The organism is Acinetobacter sp. ANC_7503 (assembly GCF_056780035.1).
In genome coordinates this window covers 1-15,367 of the sequence record NZ_JBWYJA010000016.1, presented here as the reverse complement: position 1 = coordinate 15,367, position 15,367 = coordinate 1, and the positions used below count along the sequence as shown (strand labels likewise).

Annotated in this window: 15 protein-coding genes; 6 read left to right on the top strand and 9 right to left on the bottom strand. The window is 37.5% G+C overall.

Annotated features, from left to right (window positions below; translation table 11 throughout):
- Positions 1-57: 57 nt before the first annotated feature.
- Both filB and filA read right to left on the bottom strand, forming a co-directional pair.
- On the bottom strand, positions 58-891 hold the full coding sequence (gene filB, locus AC1M9M_RS13980; RefSeq protein ID WP_481588027.1) for a putative pilus system C39 family peptidase FilB: 834 nt from the start codon (positions 889-891) through the stop codon (positions 58-60).
- A gap of 183 nt (positions 892-1,074) precedes the next feature.
- Positions 1,075-1,944 carry a putative pilus system protein FilA gene (gene filA / locus AC1M9M_RS13975; protein WP_092768589.1) on the bottom strand — a complete coding sequence of 290 codons (870 nt, stop codon included), beginning with the start codon at positions 1,942-1,944 and terminating at the stop codon, positions 1,075-1,077.
- Positions 1,945-2,190: 246 nt separating this feature from the next.
- Here filA and pabB point away from each other — a divergent pair, with 246 nt between their 5' ends.
- Positions 2,191-3,537 (top strand): aminodeoxychorismate synthase component I, encoded by a 1,347-nt coding sequence (gene pabB, locus AC1M9M_RS13970; RefSeq protein WP_481596639.1) that lies wholly within the window; start codon positions 2,191-2,193, stop codon positions 3,535-3,537.
- A gap of 48 nt (positions 3,538-3,585) precedes the next feature.
- On the opposite strand, the gene hisC is transcribed toward pabB, so the two are convergent.
- Together hisC and hisD are read right to left on the bottom strand one after the other, a co-directional pair.
- On the bottom strand, positions 3,586-4,677 hold the full coding sequence (gene hisC / locus AC1M9M_RS13965) for a histidinol-phosphate transaminase (RefSeq protein ID WP_035268929.1): 1,092 nt from the start codon (positions 4,675-4,677) through the stop codon (positions 3,586-3,588).
- A gap of 150 nt (positions 4,678-4,827) precedes the next feature.
- Positions 4,828-6,129: a histidinol dehydrogenase gene (gene hisD / locus AC1M9M_RS13960; protein WP_481596638.1), complete on the bottom strand. Its 1,302-nt coding sequence runs from the start codon at positions 6,127-6,129 to the stop codon at positions 4,828-4,830.
- A 165-nt stretch (positions 6,130-6,294) separates the two neighbouring features.
- Between hisD and AC1M9M_RS13955 the strand changes: the two genes are divergently transcribed.
- Complete coding sequence (locus AC1M9M_RS13955; protein ID WP_481596637.1) at positions 6,295-7,146, top strand: hypothetical protein; 852 nt, start codon at positions 6,295-6,297, stop codon at positions 7,144-7,146.
- 25 nt (positions 7,147-7,171) lie between these two features.
- Here AC1M9M_RS13955 and hisG read toward each other — a convergent pair whose 3' ends face one another.
- The 5 genes from hisG to AC1M9M_RS13930 form a co-directional block, all read right to left on the bottom strand.
- Positions 7,172-7,870, bottom strand: a complete 699-nt coding sequence (gene hisG / locus AC1M9M_RS13950; RefSeq protein ID WP_180000150.1) for an ATP phosphoribosyltransferase — start codon at positions 7,868-7,870, stop codon at positions 7,172-7,174.
- Between the two features lie 4 nt (positions 7,871-7,874).
- Positions 7,875-9,134 (bottom strand): UDP-N-acetylglucosamine 1-carboxyvinyltransferase, encoded by a 1,260-nt coding sequence (gene murA, locus AC1M9M_RS13945; protein ID WP_180000148.1) that lies wholly within the window; start codon positions 9,132-9,134, stop codon positions 7,875-7,877.
- Between the two features lie 7 nt (positions 9,135-9,141).
- On the bottom strand, positions 9,142-9,393 hold the full coding sequence (ibaG, locus tag AC1M9M_RS13940) for a BolA family iron metabolism protein IbaG (RefSeq protein ID WP_481596636.1): 252 nt from the start codon (positions 9,391-9,393) through the stop codon (positions 9,142-9,144).
- Between the two features lie 142 nt (positions 9,394-9,535).
- A complete protein-coding gene (gene hpf / locus AC1M9M_RS13935) occupies positions 9,536-9,868 on the bottom strand; it encodes a ribosome hibernation-promoting factor, HPF/YfiA family (RefSeq protein ID WP_035268921.1) in 333 nt (110 codons plus the stop codon).
- A gap of 188 nt (positions 9,869-10,056) precedes the next feature.
- On the bottom strand, positions 10,057-11,508 hold the full coding sequence (locus tag AC1M9M_RS13930) for an RNA polymerase factor sigma-54 (protein WP_481596635.1): 1,452 nt from the start codon (positions 11,506-11,508) through the stop codon (positions 10,057-10,059).
- A gap of 457 nt (positions 11,509-11,965) precedes the next feature.
- Between AC1M9M_RS13930 and AC1M9M_RS13925 the strand changes: the two genes are divergently transcribed.
- From AC1M9M_RS13925 to AC1M9M_RS13910, 4 genes are all read left to right on the top strand, one after another.
- Positions 11,966-12,865: an amino acid ABC transporter substrate-binding protein gene (locus AC1M9M_RS13925; protein ID WP_180028739.1), complete on the top strand. Its 900-nt coding sequence runs from the start codon at positions 11,966-11,968 to the stop codon at positions 12,863-12,865.
- 69 nt (positions 12,866-12,934) lie between these two features.
- Positions 12,935-13,777, top strand: coding sequence for an amino acid ABC transporter permease (locus AC1M9M_RS13920; protein ID WP_481592365.1), 843 nt, complete (start codon positions 12,935-12,937; stop codon positions 13,775-13,777).
- 1 nt (position 13,778) lies between these two features.
- Positions 13,779-14,456, top strand: a complete 678-nt coding sequence (locus AC1M9M_RS13915) for an amino acid ABC transporter permease (protein WP_180028741.1) — start codon at positions 13,779-13,781, stop codon at positions 14,454-14,456.
- 11 nt (positions 14,457-14,467) lie between these two features.
- Complete coding sequence (locus tag AC1M9M_RS13910) at positions 14,468-15,211, top strand: amino acid ABC transporter ATP-binding protein (RefSeq protein ID WP_481592363.1); 744 nt, start codon at positions 14,468-14,470, stop codon at positions 15,209-15,211.
- Positions 15,212-15,367 lie beyond the last annotated feature (156 nt).

Below are 15,367 nucleotides of genomic sequence, written 5' to 3'. Positions count from 1 at the left end.
CTACCACAATTCTTCATTATTTGGATTTTGTTTCAATTCAATTTAATTGCATTTAAATTACTTACGTTTATAGTAAAGCCGCATATATGTTGTAATGGGTTGATTATACGTTGGAGATTTGGGATCAAGATCTAATACTTTACGCATAGTTGAGGCTTTATCTGCGATTTTATTCATATAATCTGACGAAAATTGTGCATCAACTAAGGCGTAACGGTTAATTGTTGCATCATCGACATGTCTTAAATCTGTTTCTTGTAACGCCAATAGATCTTTCTGTTGAGATTCAGGAACGTTCACTAAAAATAAGGTATTGTTTTCCCAAATTTCTTTAAATCGTGCTTCATCAAAACTGATATTTCCTAATGCAGGGTCAGCAACATAAACCCTTCCATCTTTATATGCTTTGTATACAACAAAGTGCTTAAAACCTGCATAGTGAATTGGAACAATAGCAGGTTGTGTCTGTTTAATCAGGTCTTTGAATTCACCACGGTACCCCCCACTTTCATAACCTAAAGCAGTGACGAAGCGCTTCATATCCAATAATGAAAAGCTTCTACGCTCAATGATTCGATCATACTCGCCAAATCGCAACAATCCCTCCATGGTTTGTTGTTCTGTCAAATTTAGACCAGCGTGACCATTAAGAACTGTCGTCAACGCCGCAGAACCACAACTATAGTCATACGCTTGACGAACTATTCCTCTAAACTGATTTTCGATAGCCGGCTTGATAGCTACAGGTTCACGGTGATTTTTTGTATAAGATAGATGTCGTGAGTCTGCAATCTCACTGTAATAAACTGCTTCGCGTGGTTTTTCTTTAATTTCGAGAGCATGACTCGCAAAAAAATACATAATTGCAGAGCCTAAAGTAATTTCTATCATAATGTTAACTGTTCTAGTTCGGCGTACTTGCCTTTATGATTCTGTAGTTGGAGTTTGCACTCACATTTATTCTTATATTCAGAATACCTTTTTCATCCTAAAAATACAGTACTTTTACTTTTTAATTTCAAATTCGCAAAATTTAAAAAACGCGTGATCAACACGCGTTTTTTGTATAAAAACTTAGTGACCAGAAATTTTGATTGAAGTGCTACCCAAATTCAAACCTTGAACTTCGATTGAACCGATACTCTTATTAGCTTCACCTAAAGAAACTTTTTGGATGTAAGCATTCAATGGTGATTGAGCTGGGCTGATATATAATCCATCTTTTGTTACACCAATTTTGGCGTCAGCATTCAGGTTTTTACTGCCTGAACTTGTAACTTTCAAGCCCTCGATTCCAATGCTACCACCACCCGATGTAGATGTATCATTAATAGTTAAGCTTGTAGATAAACCACCAGTGATTTCAGAATCAACGACAATCATAGCGCCTTGAGGTGCATTACCTAATTGAACGTTTGCTTTGGTTGCACCCAATGATAATGTTAAACCTGTAATAATTTGTTTTTCAGAACCTTCAACAACACCACGAACATTGTCATCAGAACTGTAAGTGCCAGAGCTTGCAACCCCAATAGAACCAACATTGATGTCTAAAGCACCAGTTTCAGCAAGAACATTAAGTACCGCTTGACCACCAACATCTGCGGCATCAACTTTCAACGTTGCTAAGTTTTGAGTATTTCCAGTACCCTTTGAAATCGTTAAACCGTTAACCGTGATTGCACCAGCACCAATTGTTGGATCAGCAGTGCCAGCTGTATTAATGGTCGTATCACCGAATGTCAAAGCGCTATTTGTAAAACCATCATTATCATGAATATATAACTTATCGATTTCGATACCAGCAGTGGTATCAATGGCAATAGTAATACCATCTTGACCAGTCGTTGCGCTGAGTGATGCATCATCCATTGCCTGCATCGCCATAGCATTCACGCTCACCGCCATTGAAGAAACTAAAGCCAATTTTGTGAATAATTTCATTATGTACTCTCCCAAGAGCATTTTTTTCATTTTTTTAACTGCTCTCCGTGTTTCTGAAGTTTTTATAATTTAACGACTGAAACTTCATCCTTGAGCAGTTCGCTTTGCAGTATTAAGTTAACCTTATGTTATCTTATGATCAATATCTGTTAAGAAAATTCGACCTATTCCCGATAAATGGCATAAGTGTGAACTAGTATTAAATGGGTGATGCAAATTTTCTGAAAAGAGTGTAACAAGTCACAAATGGTAAGTGCTTCATTTTTTAAACAAAACTTAAAAATTTCAGGACTAAGTAAAGCTGATTTTTTGCAAAAAATTGGTTCATTGACAGGATTGGTATATCTTGAAAATCAGGATTTACCGATTATCGGATTTTTGCCAAAAAAATATTGCGTTTATATAAACGGCGGATTCAGTCAATTTGTGCGTTGCTCTGATTTTAATTATCAGTATGAAAGCCAATTTTCTTCACTCAAAGATTTTGTTCAATGTAGCGAAAATTCACTTCCAGATTCTGCAAGCCATTATTTCAGAGGCGGTTACATTGGTTACTATGATTATAATTTTGCAGCAAATTTTCAAATCAACACCAAGGTAAAAAAACAACCACAATTGTTTTTTGGCTTGTATGAAAGCTATTTGATTTATGAAAATAATGATTGGGTTTTCTATAGCACTGAACATAATGCCGAGTGCCTTTATACACGATTATTAGACTGTTTTCAGCAATCTAGCCCATCATCATTTCAACTCAGTTCACCCATGCAAGCACGTTGGACTAAACAACAATATCTAACTGCATTTCAACGAGTACAAGATTACATTGTTGCTGGGGATTGTTACCAAATTAACCTAACTCAAGAATTTGTAGCACAAGCTGAAGGTGAGCTACTGAGTATAGCTAAACCTTTTTGGGCACTCACAAATGCTCCTTATGCTGCTTATCTTAAAATTGATAACCTTGAACTTTTGAGCTGTTCACCTGAGTTATTTATCGAGTTTAGACCCAATAAAAAAATGATCACTAAACCGATCAAAGGCACCATGCCACGCTTTAAAGATCCTCAAAAAGACCAAGAATCAAAACAAACACTCATCAACTCTGAGAAAGATAAAGCCGAAAATCTAATGATTGTTGACCTTCTCAGAAATGATTTAAGCATTTATGCAGAAACTGGCACTGTCAAGACACCAAAATTATTTAACATTGAAAGCTTTAATCAAGTCCACCACATGGTCAGTGAAATTGAAGCGACGTTAAAATCTGATGTTCATCAATTAGATGTTTTACACGCAGCGCTCCCCGGCGGTTCAATAACGGGGGCACCCAAAATTCGAGCGATGGAAATTATTGAAGAACTTGAAGAGTCCCCACGCGGTGCATACTGTGGCTCTATTGGTTATTTCAATTTTGATGGTACTGGTTCTTGGAATATTTTGATCCGAACAATTCAAAAATATCAGCAAGATGTGTCTATTTGGGCTGGTGGTGGTGTCACAATCAGTTCAGATTGCGATGCAGAATATCAAGAATGTTTTGATAAGGTTGAAGCCATGCTAAAACTGATGAATCAATGGTACGAATCATAAAAAAGCGACCTATCTGGTCGCTTTTTCAACAACAAAAATTTGCAGCACTCACACTTTTAAAATGTCATTCTTCAAGGTGTCTACTAAACGTTGATTTTGCTCATCTGTACCAATGGTGATACGCAAATACTGATTAATACGTGGTTTATTAAAATATCTTACGATAATGCCACGCTCTCGCAATTCATTTGCAAGCTGACCTGCATCTTTGCTAGGCAGTGTTGCAAATATAAAATTTGCGGCAGAAGGCAACACATCAAACCCTAAGGATTTCAGTTGCTCAACTAACTTTATACGACTAGCAATCACTTTGGCATTTTGCGCTTCGAAATAGGCTTGATCCTCGAAAGACGCCACTGCAGCGGCAATCGCAAAACGGTCCATTGGATATGAATTGAAGCTATTTTTTACCGCTTCTAACGCTGCAATTAAATGCGGCTGTGCAATCGCAAACCCGACCCTTAATCCCGCAAGCGAACGTGATTTCGAAGTTGTTTGACAGACCACCAAGTTGTCATATTTTTCTACGAGAGCCACTGCAGATTCAGCACCAAAGTCTACATATGCTTCATCAATCACAACCACTGAATTTGGGTTCGATTGAAGTACTTCCTCAATTGCAGACAAACCAAGTGCAATACTGGTAGGGGCATTTGGATTGGTGATAATGATGCCGCCATTTGGTTGCTTATAGTCATCCACAACAATTTCAAATTTTTCGTTTAAAGGCAAAATTTGAGTTTTCACACCAAAAAATTGGCTATAAACAGGATAGAAACTGTAGGTAATATCTGGATAAAGAATTGGCAAATCTTGAACAAAAAATGCCTTAAAAATATGAGCTAAAACCTCATCAGAACCATTACCAACAAACACGTGTCCCACTGGAACATGTTGCTGTTTCGCAATTGCTTGCTTTAATTCCGATGCGTCAGGGTCAGGATACAAACGTAAAACATCCGCGCCATTTGCTAAAACTTGTTGTACCGCTTCTACAACTTTTGGAGATGGTGGATACGGGTTCTCGTTGGTATTCAATTTTAAAAGATTTTGGATTTTGGGTTGTTCACCAGGCACATATGGCTCTAGTTCACGTACTTCGGGACTCCAAAAACGCATTTGTTCTACTGTAATATTCATTTTTAAATTCTCTAAATTCCCCTCACTGACTAAGAAGGTTAGGGAGAGATTTTTTAATTACCCTCACCTAACCTCACTTGCATTTCGATTTCCAGCAATGCTTAAAAACAGATTTAGAGAGGAATATTCATACCAAATTTATGGTTTAAATTACTGATAACGATATCGCGCTGAACGAGCGTGAGCATCTAAGTTTTCTTGCTGTGCAAGAATATCTGCTGTTTTCGCTAAAGTTTTCACGCCATCTTCCGAACACATGATTAGGCTTGAACGCTTTTGGAAATCATACACCCCGAGTGGTGATGAAAAACGTGCCGTACCCGAGGTTGGCAATACATGATTCGGACCTGCACAGTAATCACCAATTGCTTCAGGCGTATAACGCCCCATGAAGATAGCACCTGCATGGCGAATACCTTCAGCCATTTCTTGTGCTTCATCTAAACATAGCATCAAGTGTTCAGGGGCAACTTGGTTGATCAATTCCACACCTTCGGCACGGTCTTTAACTAAAACAAGCGCACCACGATTAGCAATAGAAGTTCGTGCGATTTCTGCTTTAGGAAGTGCTTTTAAGTGCTCTTCAATTGCAATCGCGACATCATGAAGCAGTTGCTCGTCTGGCGTAATAAATACAGCTTGAGCAACAGTATCATGCTCTGCTTGAGACAGAAGATCCATTGCAAGCCATTCTGCATTATTGTCCCCTTCAGCATACACTAAAATTTCTGAAGGACCTGCAATCATATCAATACCTACCTGACCAAATACGGCGCGTTTTGCTGCTGCAACAAAACGATTGCCCGGTCCAGTGATCTTGTCTACTGCTGGAATAGTTTCAGTACCATAGGCCAATGCTGCAACCGCTTGTGCACCACCAATCGTAAAAACTCGAGTGACACCTGCCAAATACGCAGCTGCCAACACCAATGGATTTAAATCACCATTTGGTGCAGGCACAACCATAATAATTTCAGGTACTCCTGCGACGTGAGCAGGAACCGCATTCATGAGTACTGATGATGGGTAAGAAGCCAAACCACCTGGCACATAAATTCCAACACGGTCAAGCGGCGTCACTTTTTGACCTAAGGTGTTACCCAAAGCATCAACATAGGTCCAACCATCTTGTTTTTGTGCCTGATGGAATTCACGGACACGATTTGCAGCCAACTCTAAAGCTTCTCGAACTTCAGTCGTTAAATGATCAAATGCAGCTTTAAGTTGCTCTTGTGTCAGTTCTAAATCTGAAAATTGTTGCGCTGGATGTCGATCGAATTGTTGTGTGAGTTTGAGAACATGAGCATCACCATATTGACGAACATCGTCAATGATTTGGTCTACTGTTTTTAAAAGTTCTGGGTCACTCACGGTTTCAAAAGCGAGCAAGTCAGCAAAGTCTTGCTTAAAATTTTGATCTTGAGTCGATAAACGTCGCATCAATTTATCCACAATGAAATTAAAGGGAAGCTTTAGTTTACCTGTTTTCTATTGATTTGTGGGCATCTTCATTCAAGCAACCCTAATAGAAATGATTGAAAATAACTTTTGATTAAATTGAATTTTCTATTGAGCTCTGTTCTTATCATGATTTGATTTTATTCGGGGGAATTTTAGATGAAAGAAATAGAAAAATATGTCGGTTACTATTTAGGTGTTTATGTCATTGTTTTAGCTATTTGTGGATTCTTTCAATACTTTTACCATTGTCAGGGAGAATCTTTGATGTGCGCTATTAGTATTGATGGAATACGCACTATTATTTCAACGACAGCTACTTTACTTACACCAATAGTTGCAATTATTGGTTTCTTAAATTGGAAGATTGAAAAACAATATGATTTAGAAAAATCACAAGCTGAGAAGCTAATTAACCTTTTAAATGAAGTGAATTTTGAAATTTACAACAAATACCATTTAATTAAATCACTTTATTCTGTTAAAGAAAACATTGTAATCATTCCAAGCCTTGAGCATGAAAGAGTAGGCTTGTCTCAAATTAATGAGATTAAATTAATTCAACAAGGCTTAGAACTACTAAACAAAATTTTAAACCATCAAGATCGTATTGATATAAAGTTCTACAAAAAGTTCTATATGCAGTTTCATTTTTTTGATCAATCTATAACTTATATTGAAGAACGTTATTTAAATAATTATTACAGACATATCAATGATGCATTTAAGGTGACCCCAAATACTCAGATCATTGATCTACATAATTTTGGTACGAATTTCGAAAATTCACCACCTATAATCGGAAATGCTGCTCGAAGAGAATTCAGCGATCAATTATATGAAATGATAACTACAAAAAATATTAAAGTTACTATCACCGATCCATTATCAAAAGAAATAAACGAATCAGGTAAAACTTTTGCAGAGCACAAAAAAGATTACGATCAATCTTTTAATGATTTAGTTCAAGAACTAGTTAAAATTATTAAACCGCATAAAAAAACCGCCTAATAAGGCGGTTTTTTTTTAAACTAGCTTAAGCTTTTTTCGCTTCTCTTTCTTCCACCGCTTTTTCAAGCTGTGCAAGAATCGGATTAAGTAAGGCTTGCTTACGCTTAAAGCTCGCTTTGTTCACGATTAAACGAGAAGACACTTTGCAAATTTCTTCAAGAGGCTCTAAGCCATTCGCGCGAAGTGTATTACCTGTGTCCACGACGTCGACGATGTAATCACCCAAACCAACCAATGGTGCAAGCTCCATCGAACCGTAAAGTTTAATCACATCAACTTGCTCACCTAAGCTCGCATAGTATTGACGCGTCAAATTCACGTACTTGGTCGCGATCTTCAAACGACCTTTCGGACGCTCCATACCCACTTTGCCCGCTGTCATTAACTTACAGTTTGCAATTTTAAGATCTAATGGTTCATAGACATTTTGTGCACCATGTTCCATCAGTACATCTTTACCTGCAACACCAATATCAGCCGCACCATTTTCTACATAAGTTGGTACATCAGATGCACGTAAAATTAAAATTCGAACATGTTTATGCGTCGTAGGAAAAATTAATTTACGCGATTTATCTGGGTCTTCTAAAAGATTGATACCTGCTGTTTCTAGCAATGGCAATGTCTCTTTTAAAATACGACCTTTACTTAATGCTAAGGTTAAACCATGATCAAAATTGCCCATTACGTCAAAATTAGGATCATCGTTTCTCATATCGCTCATTAACTTACTCGCTCACTCGCTTAATTTGGGCACCTAAACCTTGTAATTTTGCTTCAACATCTTCATAACCGCGATCAATGTGATAAATACGGTCAATTAAAGTCTCTCCTTCAGCAGCTAAAGCAGCCAAAACTAAAGAAAATGAAGCACGCAAATCTGTTGCCATAACAGGTGCAGCTGAAAGTTTTTCAACTCCTGTTACAACTGCATCATTACCTTCAACCTGAATATTAGCGCCCATACGTGACAATTCAGGTACATGCATAAAACGGTTTTCAAAAATCGTTTCTGAAATTGTTGCAAACCCACGACCGATTGCATTGACCGCCATCAATTGTGCTTGCATATCTGTTGGAAAATCTGGATGAGGCAATGTACGGAAACTAACGGCCTTAGGACGCTTACCCATCATATCGAGTTCGATCCAATCATCACCGCGCGTAACTTCTGCACCCATTTCTTCAAATTTATCCAACACTGATTCCATCAGCAATGGATCTGTATGTGTCGTTTTAACTCGTCCACCCGTAATAGCAGCAGCAGCTAAATAAGATCCTGTTTCAATACGGTCAGCAACAACTGAGTATTCACAACCATGCAAACTTTCTACGCCAGTGACGATTAATGTATCCGTATCTAAACCTTCAATCTTCGCGCCCATCTTAATGAGCATTTGTGCAAGATCAGTGATTTCAGGTTCACGAGCCGCATTACGGATGGTAGTAACACCTTCTGCTAAAACAGCAGCCATGAGGATGTTTTCTGTCCCACCTACAGTGACCATATCGAAAACAACTTCACCGCCTTTTAAGCGACCATCAACTTTTGCATTGACATAGCCTGCTTCCACTTCAATTTCCGCACCTAAAGCTTCTAATGCTTTTAAATGCTGGTCAACAGGACGTGAGCCAATAGCACAACCACCAGGTAAAGATACTTTTGCACTACCGTAGCGCGCCAGCAATGGGCCAAGCACCAAAATAGACGCTCGCATAGTCTTTACGAGTTCATATGGTGCAAATTGATTATCAAGGGTTGAAGTATCAGCGACAACAGTGTCACCTTCATACTTCATGGTAATCCCAAGACCTGCAATTAATTTTACAAGCGTATGAACATCTTTAAGCTTGGGTACATTTCTGAGCGTAATTGGTGTTTCAGCAAGAATCATTGCTGCTAAAAGTGGCAATGCAGCATTTTTTGCACCAGAGATGCGAACTTCGCCTTCTAGTCTTTTACCACCAGTGATTAGAAATTTATCCATTTATTCCTTAAGCTCCGAAAAGACTAGCTTTGCGCCATTCTTCTTTTGTCATTGCGCGTATGGTTACAGCGTGAACTTCACCACTTTTAATATATTCGTTAAGAGGAGCATAAACTGCTTGTTGACGAGCAACTGTTCTTTTACCTTCAAACAGATCATCTACAATACGGAGGTCAAATTTCCCACCTTGTCCACTTACAGCAACATCAGCAGAAGGGAAAGCAGCTTTTAAGATTTCAGTGAGCTGTTCACTATTCATTGCAAAGACCTCTCATGGGACGATCGATTGTGTAAAAACGGATTATTTTACTATAACTCATTCAATGAATTCATCTGCTATACAATTTATCTATAAAAAAAAGAGGCAATATACCTCTTTTTTTATTTTCAGCTACAGACCGTCATATAGGCAGCGGCTGAAAAGCCATTTGCATTTTACGATATCGCATTAACTGTCTTTTTATTTTCTCAGTTAATTTTTTAATTGATGCATACATATCATCGCCAGATGCTTGAGCAAAAAGTTCGACGCCGGGTAAACGCACGATTGCTTCAGCGATATGATTCGAACTTCCTTTTTTCGAACGCTTATCGACTTGGTGATCCTTTGTGAGTTTCACCTGCATACTATTGACCTGATCAAGGTGCTTGGTCATTTCGGCGAATTTACAACGAATATTCTCTTCTATTGCAGGAGTAATACTTAAATGATGTCCACGAATTGTTATTTGCATAATCCTATCCCTCTCCTTCTAAAGGATTTGATTGAGTTAAGCCATGTGATTGCATGACAGAACATTCAACATAGAATTATTCTGCAAATTTAAGTCATGAAATCATGCTGGCTAAACCTCGTGTAACTAAAAAAAAGAGATTCATTATTTCGTCATAATGAACCTCTAGAATAATCACACTTCAAATTTCAGATCAAGACTTTTCGATCGGATGATGCAGGAATATGTAACGATTCGCGATATTTTGCGACTGTACGACGTGCAACATCGATACCATCCTCATTTAACAACTTAGCTAAACTGTTATCAGATAATGGTTTTCTTGGGTTCTCTTCAGCAATCAACTTTTTAATTTTTGCTCGGATCGCAGTTGAAGATGCTTCACCACCTGACGTTGTTCCAACATGGCTTGAGAAAAAATATTTAAGTTCAAACAACCCTCTCGGAGTAAGCAAATATTTATTGGTGGTTACACGAGATACTGTTGATTCATGTAACTCAACCTCCTCCGCCACATCTCTCAACACCAAAGGTTTCATTCCTTCAGCACCCAACTCTAAAAAATCTCGTTGATGCTGAACAATACATGTCGCTACTTTTAAAAGCGTTTTATGGCGCTCATCTACACTTTTAATAAAATTTTTAGCATCAAGCATTTGATTGCGTAAATATTGATTATCTGCACTTTGATCAGCTCGACGAATCATATTTGCATAATAAGGATTGATGCGTAATTTTGGCAAAATATCCGGATTTAAGTGCACATGCCAACTGTCATTTTTCTTTGCCACCACCACATCAGGTACCTGGTAATCAGATTCTTTATTCTCAAACATTAGACCTGGATAGGGTTGTAATGATTTTAAAAGTTGTATTGCTGCTTTTAACTGTTCAAGTTTAAAACCTGTTTGCTTCAGTAATTTATTTAGGTCATTGGCAATCAATAATTCATAATGCTGCAATAACAATAACGCGTCATTACGGCAAGGTAAGGTATTAGGCAATACTTGAAGCTGAACATATAAGCATTCCACAAGATTGCGTGAACCAACGCCAATCGGCTCTAGTCTTTGTATATGTTTCAACACCACTAAAATTTCATCAATCTCAACATCTTCTTGAATATCCATCTGTGCGAGTAAAGTCAGCACTGCGTGGTGAATTTCTTCAACGCTCTCATCTAAAAAGCCTTTTTCATCCAAACCATCTACGATGCAATAGGCAATCAAAAGATCAGTTTGGGAGAAATTTAGGAGATTAACTTGCTCTAAAATATGATCTTTCAGTGTATTTTGAATTGAACGATTATCCTCACGTTCTTCATATTCTGGTAATTCCATTGATGATGATTGATGGGTATATACATCATCCCATTCCGTATCTACAGGTAAATCATTTGGCAAATGATCTGCATTTAATTCTCGAGTAAGATCACTAGCAGAATTTTCCTGATTCAAGTCCTCCAAACTTTGCATTGGAGAATCATCATCCACCTTTTCAAGTAAGGGGTTACTATCCAACTGCAATTGAACTTCTTGCTCCAACTCTAAGCTGGATAATTGTAAAAGTCGGATCGCTTGTTGGAGCTGGGGTGTCAAAGACAAAGAATTGGATACTTTTAGTCCTAACGCTAATTTCATAAATCATTACCCCCTAACATCGTTATTATTCAAGCAATAATCATGCCTACAATTCTTATAACATAAGTTTCAAGTGTTAGGTTAATCAATTAGTCTTAATTGTTAATAAAAAAATAAGGATAAAATACATTATAATTCAATCACTTTTTTTTAATTAATATTCAAAAAATATGAGCACTCAAGTTTAAATTAAAAAAATAATTTTTTAGCGTTGTCTGCAGTTATGGTTGATTAAAAATAAACCACTTACTCATGATCAAGGTTTTATAAGCTCATGATTTATTTCGCGTTGATCAAAAAATCTAAATTCATTTGAATTTCGAGTATTTTTTATTCTTTACTTATTCTCATAGAAAGTATAAAAATAATTAATAGTTTATTTTGAATAGATTTCAACCAAATTTGAGAACTGTCAAAATTATAAGAACGATGCACTACAAGACATGGAGATTTCTTGATGAAAAGTCTATCTGGTAAAGTCCTTCTCAGCGCATTAGGCTTCATCATCGCTGGCGGAACAATGAGTCAAGCCAATGCCACTGACACCATTGCGAAAATCAAAAAAAATGGAAAAGTGATCATCGGGTATCGTGAATCTTCTGATCCAATCTCATATATCGTGGGTGGTAAACCTATGGGATATGCCATCGATATCTGTAATAACGTAGCTAACGAATTAAAAAAAGACTTAAAACTCCCCAACTTAAAAGTTGAATATAAAGCGGTTACTTCTTCCACGCGAATTCCTGAAATGCTCGCTGGAAACATTGATATGGAATGCGGGACGACAACCAACTCTGTCCAGCGACAACAGCAAGTCAACTTCTCTACAAATTACTTTGCCACTGAAGTACGTATGGCAGTCAAAGCTTCAGCGCCTTTCAAAGATTTAGGGGATTTAAATGGTAAAGCCGTTGCCACAACGCAAGGAACAACCTCGGATAAATATATCAAAATGGGTGCAAGAGGAGAAAAAATAAAGGTTACCAATGTCTATGGTAAAGATCATGCTGATTCTTTTGCAATGGTCGCTTCGGGACGTGCAGCTGCATTTGTTATGGATGACAATATTCTTGCAGGGCTCATTGCCAAATCATCAAAACCTCAAGATTTTAAAATTGTAGGTCCAGTCCTTTCGTCAGAACCTTACGGAATTATGCTGCCTAAAGGCGATGCCAAGTTTAAAGCGATTGCAGATCGTGTGGTAACTGGAATGTGGAAAAATGGTCAAATGGATACCCTTTATAAAAAATGGTTCTTATCACCTATTCCACCACGCAATATCAATCTAAACATGCCTATGAGTAGCTCATTTAAAAAATTAAAAGCATCTCCGAATGATGCAGGGATTAAATAACAAAAATTATGAGGGCTTAAATAGAAACACTTAAGCCCTTTTTTCTCGTAACCATTGCAGGGAATTTCAATGGCTGTTGGTTCTTTAAATTGGACGTCATTTTGCTTGGCATCCAACGAATATGGCGTTGATAAAAAAGATTGGGCTGAATCTATCTGTAGTGCGATTGGAGGTTCAAGTTATTCAGCTGTTGCTGATGCACCGACTTGGTTACAGATACTTGGATCAGGTATTTGGACCATGATCTGGACTGCTGTCATTGCCTTTTTCATCGCATTTATACTTGGTTCACTTATTGGCATTATGCGTACATTACCCAATAAATTACTGTCATTCATTGGGACTTGTTATGTAGAGTTATTCAGAAATATACCCTTAATTGTTCAATTATTTTTCTGGGCATTCGTTTTCCCTCAACTTCTACCATTGAGTATGAGTACTGGAAGTGGTGAAATGGTTTCTGGCGGATGGTGGCAAAATATTTTAAATAATAATCCAGCAATTATTGGTGTATTTGCGCTGGGCCTATATACCGCTGCAAGGATTGCTGAGCAGGTTCGAGCAGGTATTAATACCGTTTCACAAGGTCAAAAAAATGCAGCTTATGCGATCGGTTTAAATTTAAACCAAAGTTATCGTTATGTCATTCTGCCAGTGGCTTATCGAATCGTTTGGCCAACACTAACATCAGAAGCAATGAATGTATTTAAAAATTCAGCCGTGCTTTTTGCCTTAAGTGTTTTGAATTTTTTTGCATATACCAAAACAATGCGAGAAGAAACCTCTCAAGACGTGGTCATTTTAATTCTTTCAACACCTGTTTACCTCATCATCACTTATTCAATTAAATACTTGATGGCATGGATTGAGAAACGAATGGCTGTACCAGGTCTAGGTTCGGGAGGTAAATAAAATGGACTTTAGTGTTCTAACTCATCCCGATGTCGTTGCAAGTTTGATCGCTGGTTTTAAATTTACAGTTACAGTAACCATTCTTTCGATTATTGGTGGGATTCTTCTTGGTACACCAATCGCGATGATGCGTCTATCGAATAATAAAATTGCCAGTGGATTTGCAAAATTTTATGTAGACTTTTTTCGAGGTGTTCCCCTCATTCAAGTTATTTTTATCTTTTACTTTTTACTTCCTAAGTTTTTCGATTTCCAATATCACACCTATTGGGGACCTTTATTTTCAAGTGTAGTAACCTTCGCCATTTTTGAGGCTGCTTTTTTTTCAGAAATTGTCCGTTCTGGCATTCAATCAGTTTCTAAAGGACAAGTGAATGCAGGTTACGCCTTGGGTTTTAATTATCGCCAGACAATGTCATACGTAGTTTTACCCCAAGCTTTTAGAAATATGTTACCCGTGATATTGACGCAATCCATTGTTCTTTTTCAAGATGTTTCTTTGGTTTATGTCATCAGTGCACCAGATTTCCTAGGCAATGCAAATACTTTAGCTAATACCTATGGTTCGGAAACCAAAGCCGTTTTTTATCTAGTTGTTGCTGTCGTCTATTTTGTCATTTCATTTGCACTTTCACGACTAGTTAAACGCTTACATCAAAAAATAGCCATTATTCGATAAGGAGAATCAAAATGCCAATGATTGAAATTCAAGATGTATCCAAATGGTATGGAGATTTTCAGGTACTTAGCGAATGCTCAACCACTATCAACAAAGGTGAAGTTGTCGTTGTATGCGGTCCATCTGGCTCAGGTAAATCTACACTTATTAAGACAGTGAATGCTTTAGAACCTTTTCAACAAGGAAATATTATCGTTGATGGTACCGCTTTAAAAGACTCTAAAACGAATCTAGCAAAATTCAGATCTAGAGTAGGTATGGTATTTCAACATTTTGAACTATTTCCTCATATGACTGTGTTAGAGAACCTAACAATAGGACAAATCAAAGTACTTAATCGCTCAACTGAAGAAGCTAAAATAAAGGCCTTACAATATTTGGATCGAGTGGGTTTGACAGCACACAAAGATAAATTTCCAGGACAATTATCAGGTGGTCAACAACAACGTGTCGCGATTGCACGTGGTCTTTGTATGGACCCAGTCTGTATGCTTTTTGATGAACCCACTTCCGCATTAGATCCTGAAATGGTCGGTGAAGTGCTTGAAGTCATGAGCCAACTTGCAAAAGAAGGCATGACGATGATGTGTGTTACGCATGAAATGGGATTTGCAAAAAAAGTTTCAGATCGAGTGATATTTATGGATCAAGGCAAAATTCTAGAAGATTGCCCGACTGATGACTTCTTTAATAAGCCACAAGAGCGACATGAAAGAACAAAGTATTTTTTAGAGAAAATTTCAGCAGTACATTAAATATTAGATTAAATCCGAAAATTTCGCGATAACTACTTAAATTATTTTAAATTCGATTTTTATATATAAAAAAACACCCCCTTCTATTGAAGGGGGTGTTTAGAATAATGAGCTGGCGATGACTTACTCTCACATGGGTAACCCCACACTACCATC

Bases quoted from the DNA above. Each gene is read 5' to 3' on its own strand.
- filB (WP_481588027.1), bottom strand. From the start codon at position 891: ATGATAGAAATTACTTTAGGCTCTGCAATTATGTATTTTTTTGCGAGT.
- filA (WP_092768589.1), bottom strand. From the start codon at position 1,944: ATGAAATTATTCACAAAATTGGCTTTAGTTTCTTCAATGGCGGTGAGC.
- pabB (WP_481596639.1), top strand. From the start codon at position 2,191: ATGGTAAGTGCTTCATTTTTTAAACAAAACTTAAAAATTTCAGGACTA.
- hisC (WP_035268929.1), bottom strand. From the start codon at position 4,677: ATGAATATTACAGTAGAACAAATGCGTTTTTGGAGTCCCGAAGTACGT.
- AC1M9M_RS13955 (WP_481596637.1), top strand. From the start codon at position 6,295: ATGAAAGAAATAGAAAAATATGTCGGTTACTATTTAGGTGTTTATGTC.
- hisG (WP_180000150.1), bottom strand. From the start codon at position 7,870: ATGAGCGATATGAGAAACGATGATCCTAATTTTGACGTAATGGGCAAT.
- murA (WP_180000148.1), bottom strand. From the start codon at position 9,134: ATGGATAAATTTCTAATCACTGGTGGTAAAAGACTAGAAGGCGAAGTT.
- ibaG (WP_481596636.1), bottom strand. From the start codon at position 9,393: ATGAATAGTGAACAGCTCACTGAAATCTTAAAAGCTGCTTTCCCTTCT.
- hpf (WP_035268921.1), bottom strand. From the start codon at position 9,868: ATGCAAATAACAATTCGTGGACATCATTTAAGTATTACTCCTGCAATA.
- AC1M9M_RS13930 (WP_481596635.1), bottom strand. From the start codon at position 11,508: ATGAAATTAGCGTTAGGACTAAAAGTATCCAATTCTTTGTCTTTGACA.
- AC1M9M_RS13925 (WP_180028739.1), top strand. From the start codon at position 11,966: ATGAAAAGTCTATCTGGTAAAGTCCTTCTCAGCGCATTAGGCTTCATC.
- AC1M9M_RS13920 (WP_481592365.1), top strand. From the start codon at position 12,935: ATGGCTGTTGGTTCTTTAAATTGGACGTCATTTTGCTTGGCATCCAAC.
- AC1M9M_RS13915 (WP_180028741.1), top strand. From the start codon at position 13,779: ATGGACTTTAGTGTTCTAACTCATCCCGATGTCGTTGCAAGTTTGATC.
- AC1M9M_RS13910 (WP_481592363.1), top strand. From the start codon at position 14,468: ATGCCAATGATTGAAATTCAAGATGTATCCAAATGGTATGGAGATTTT.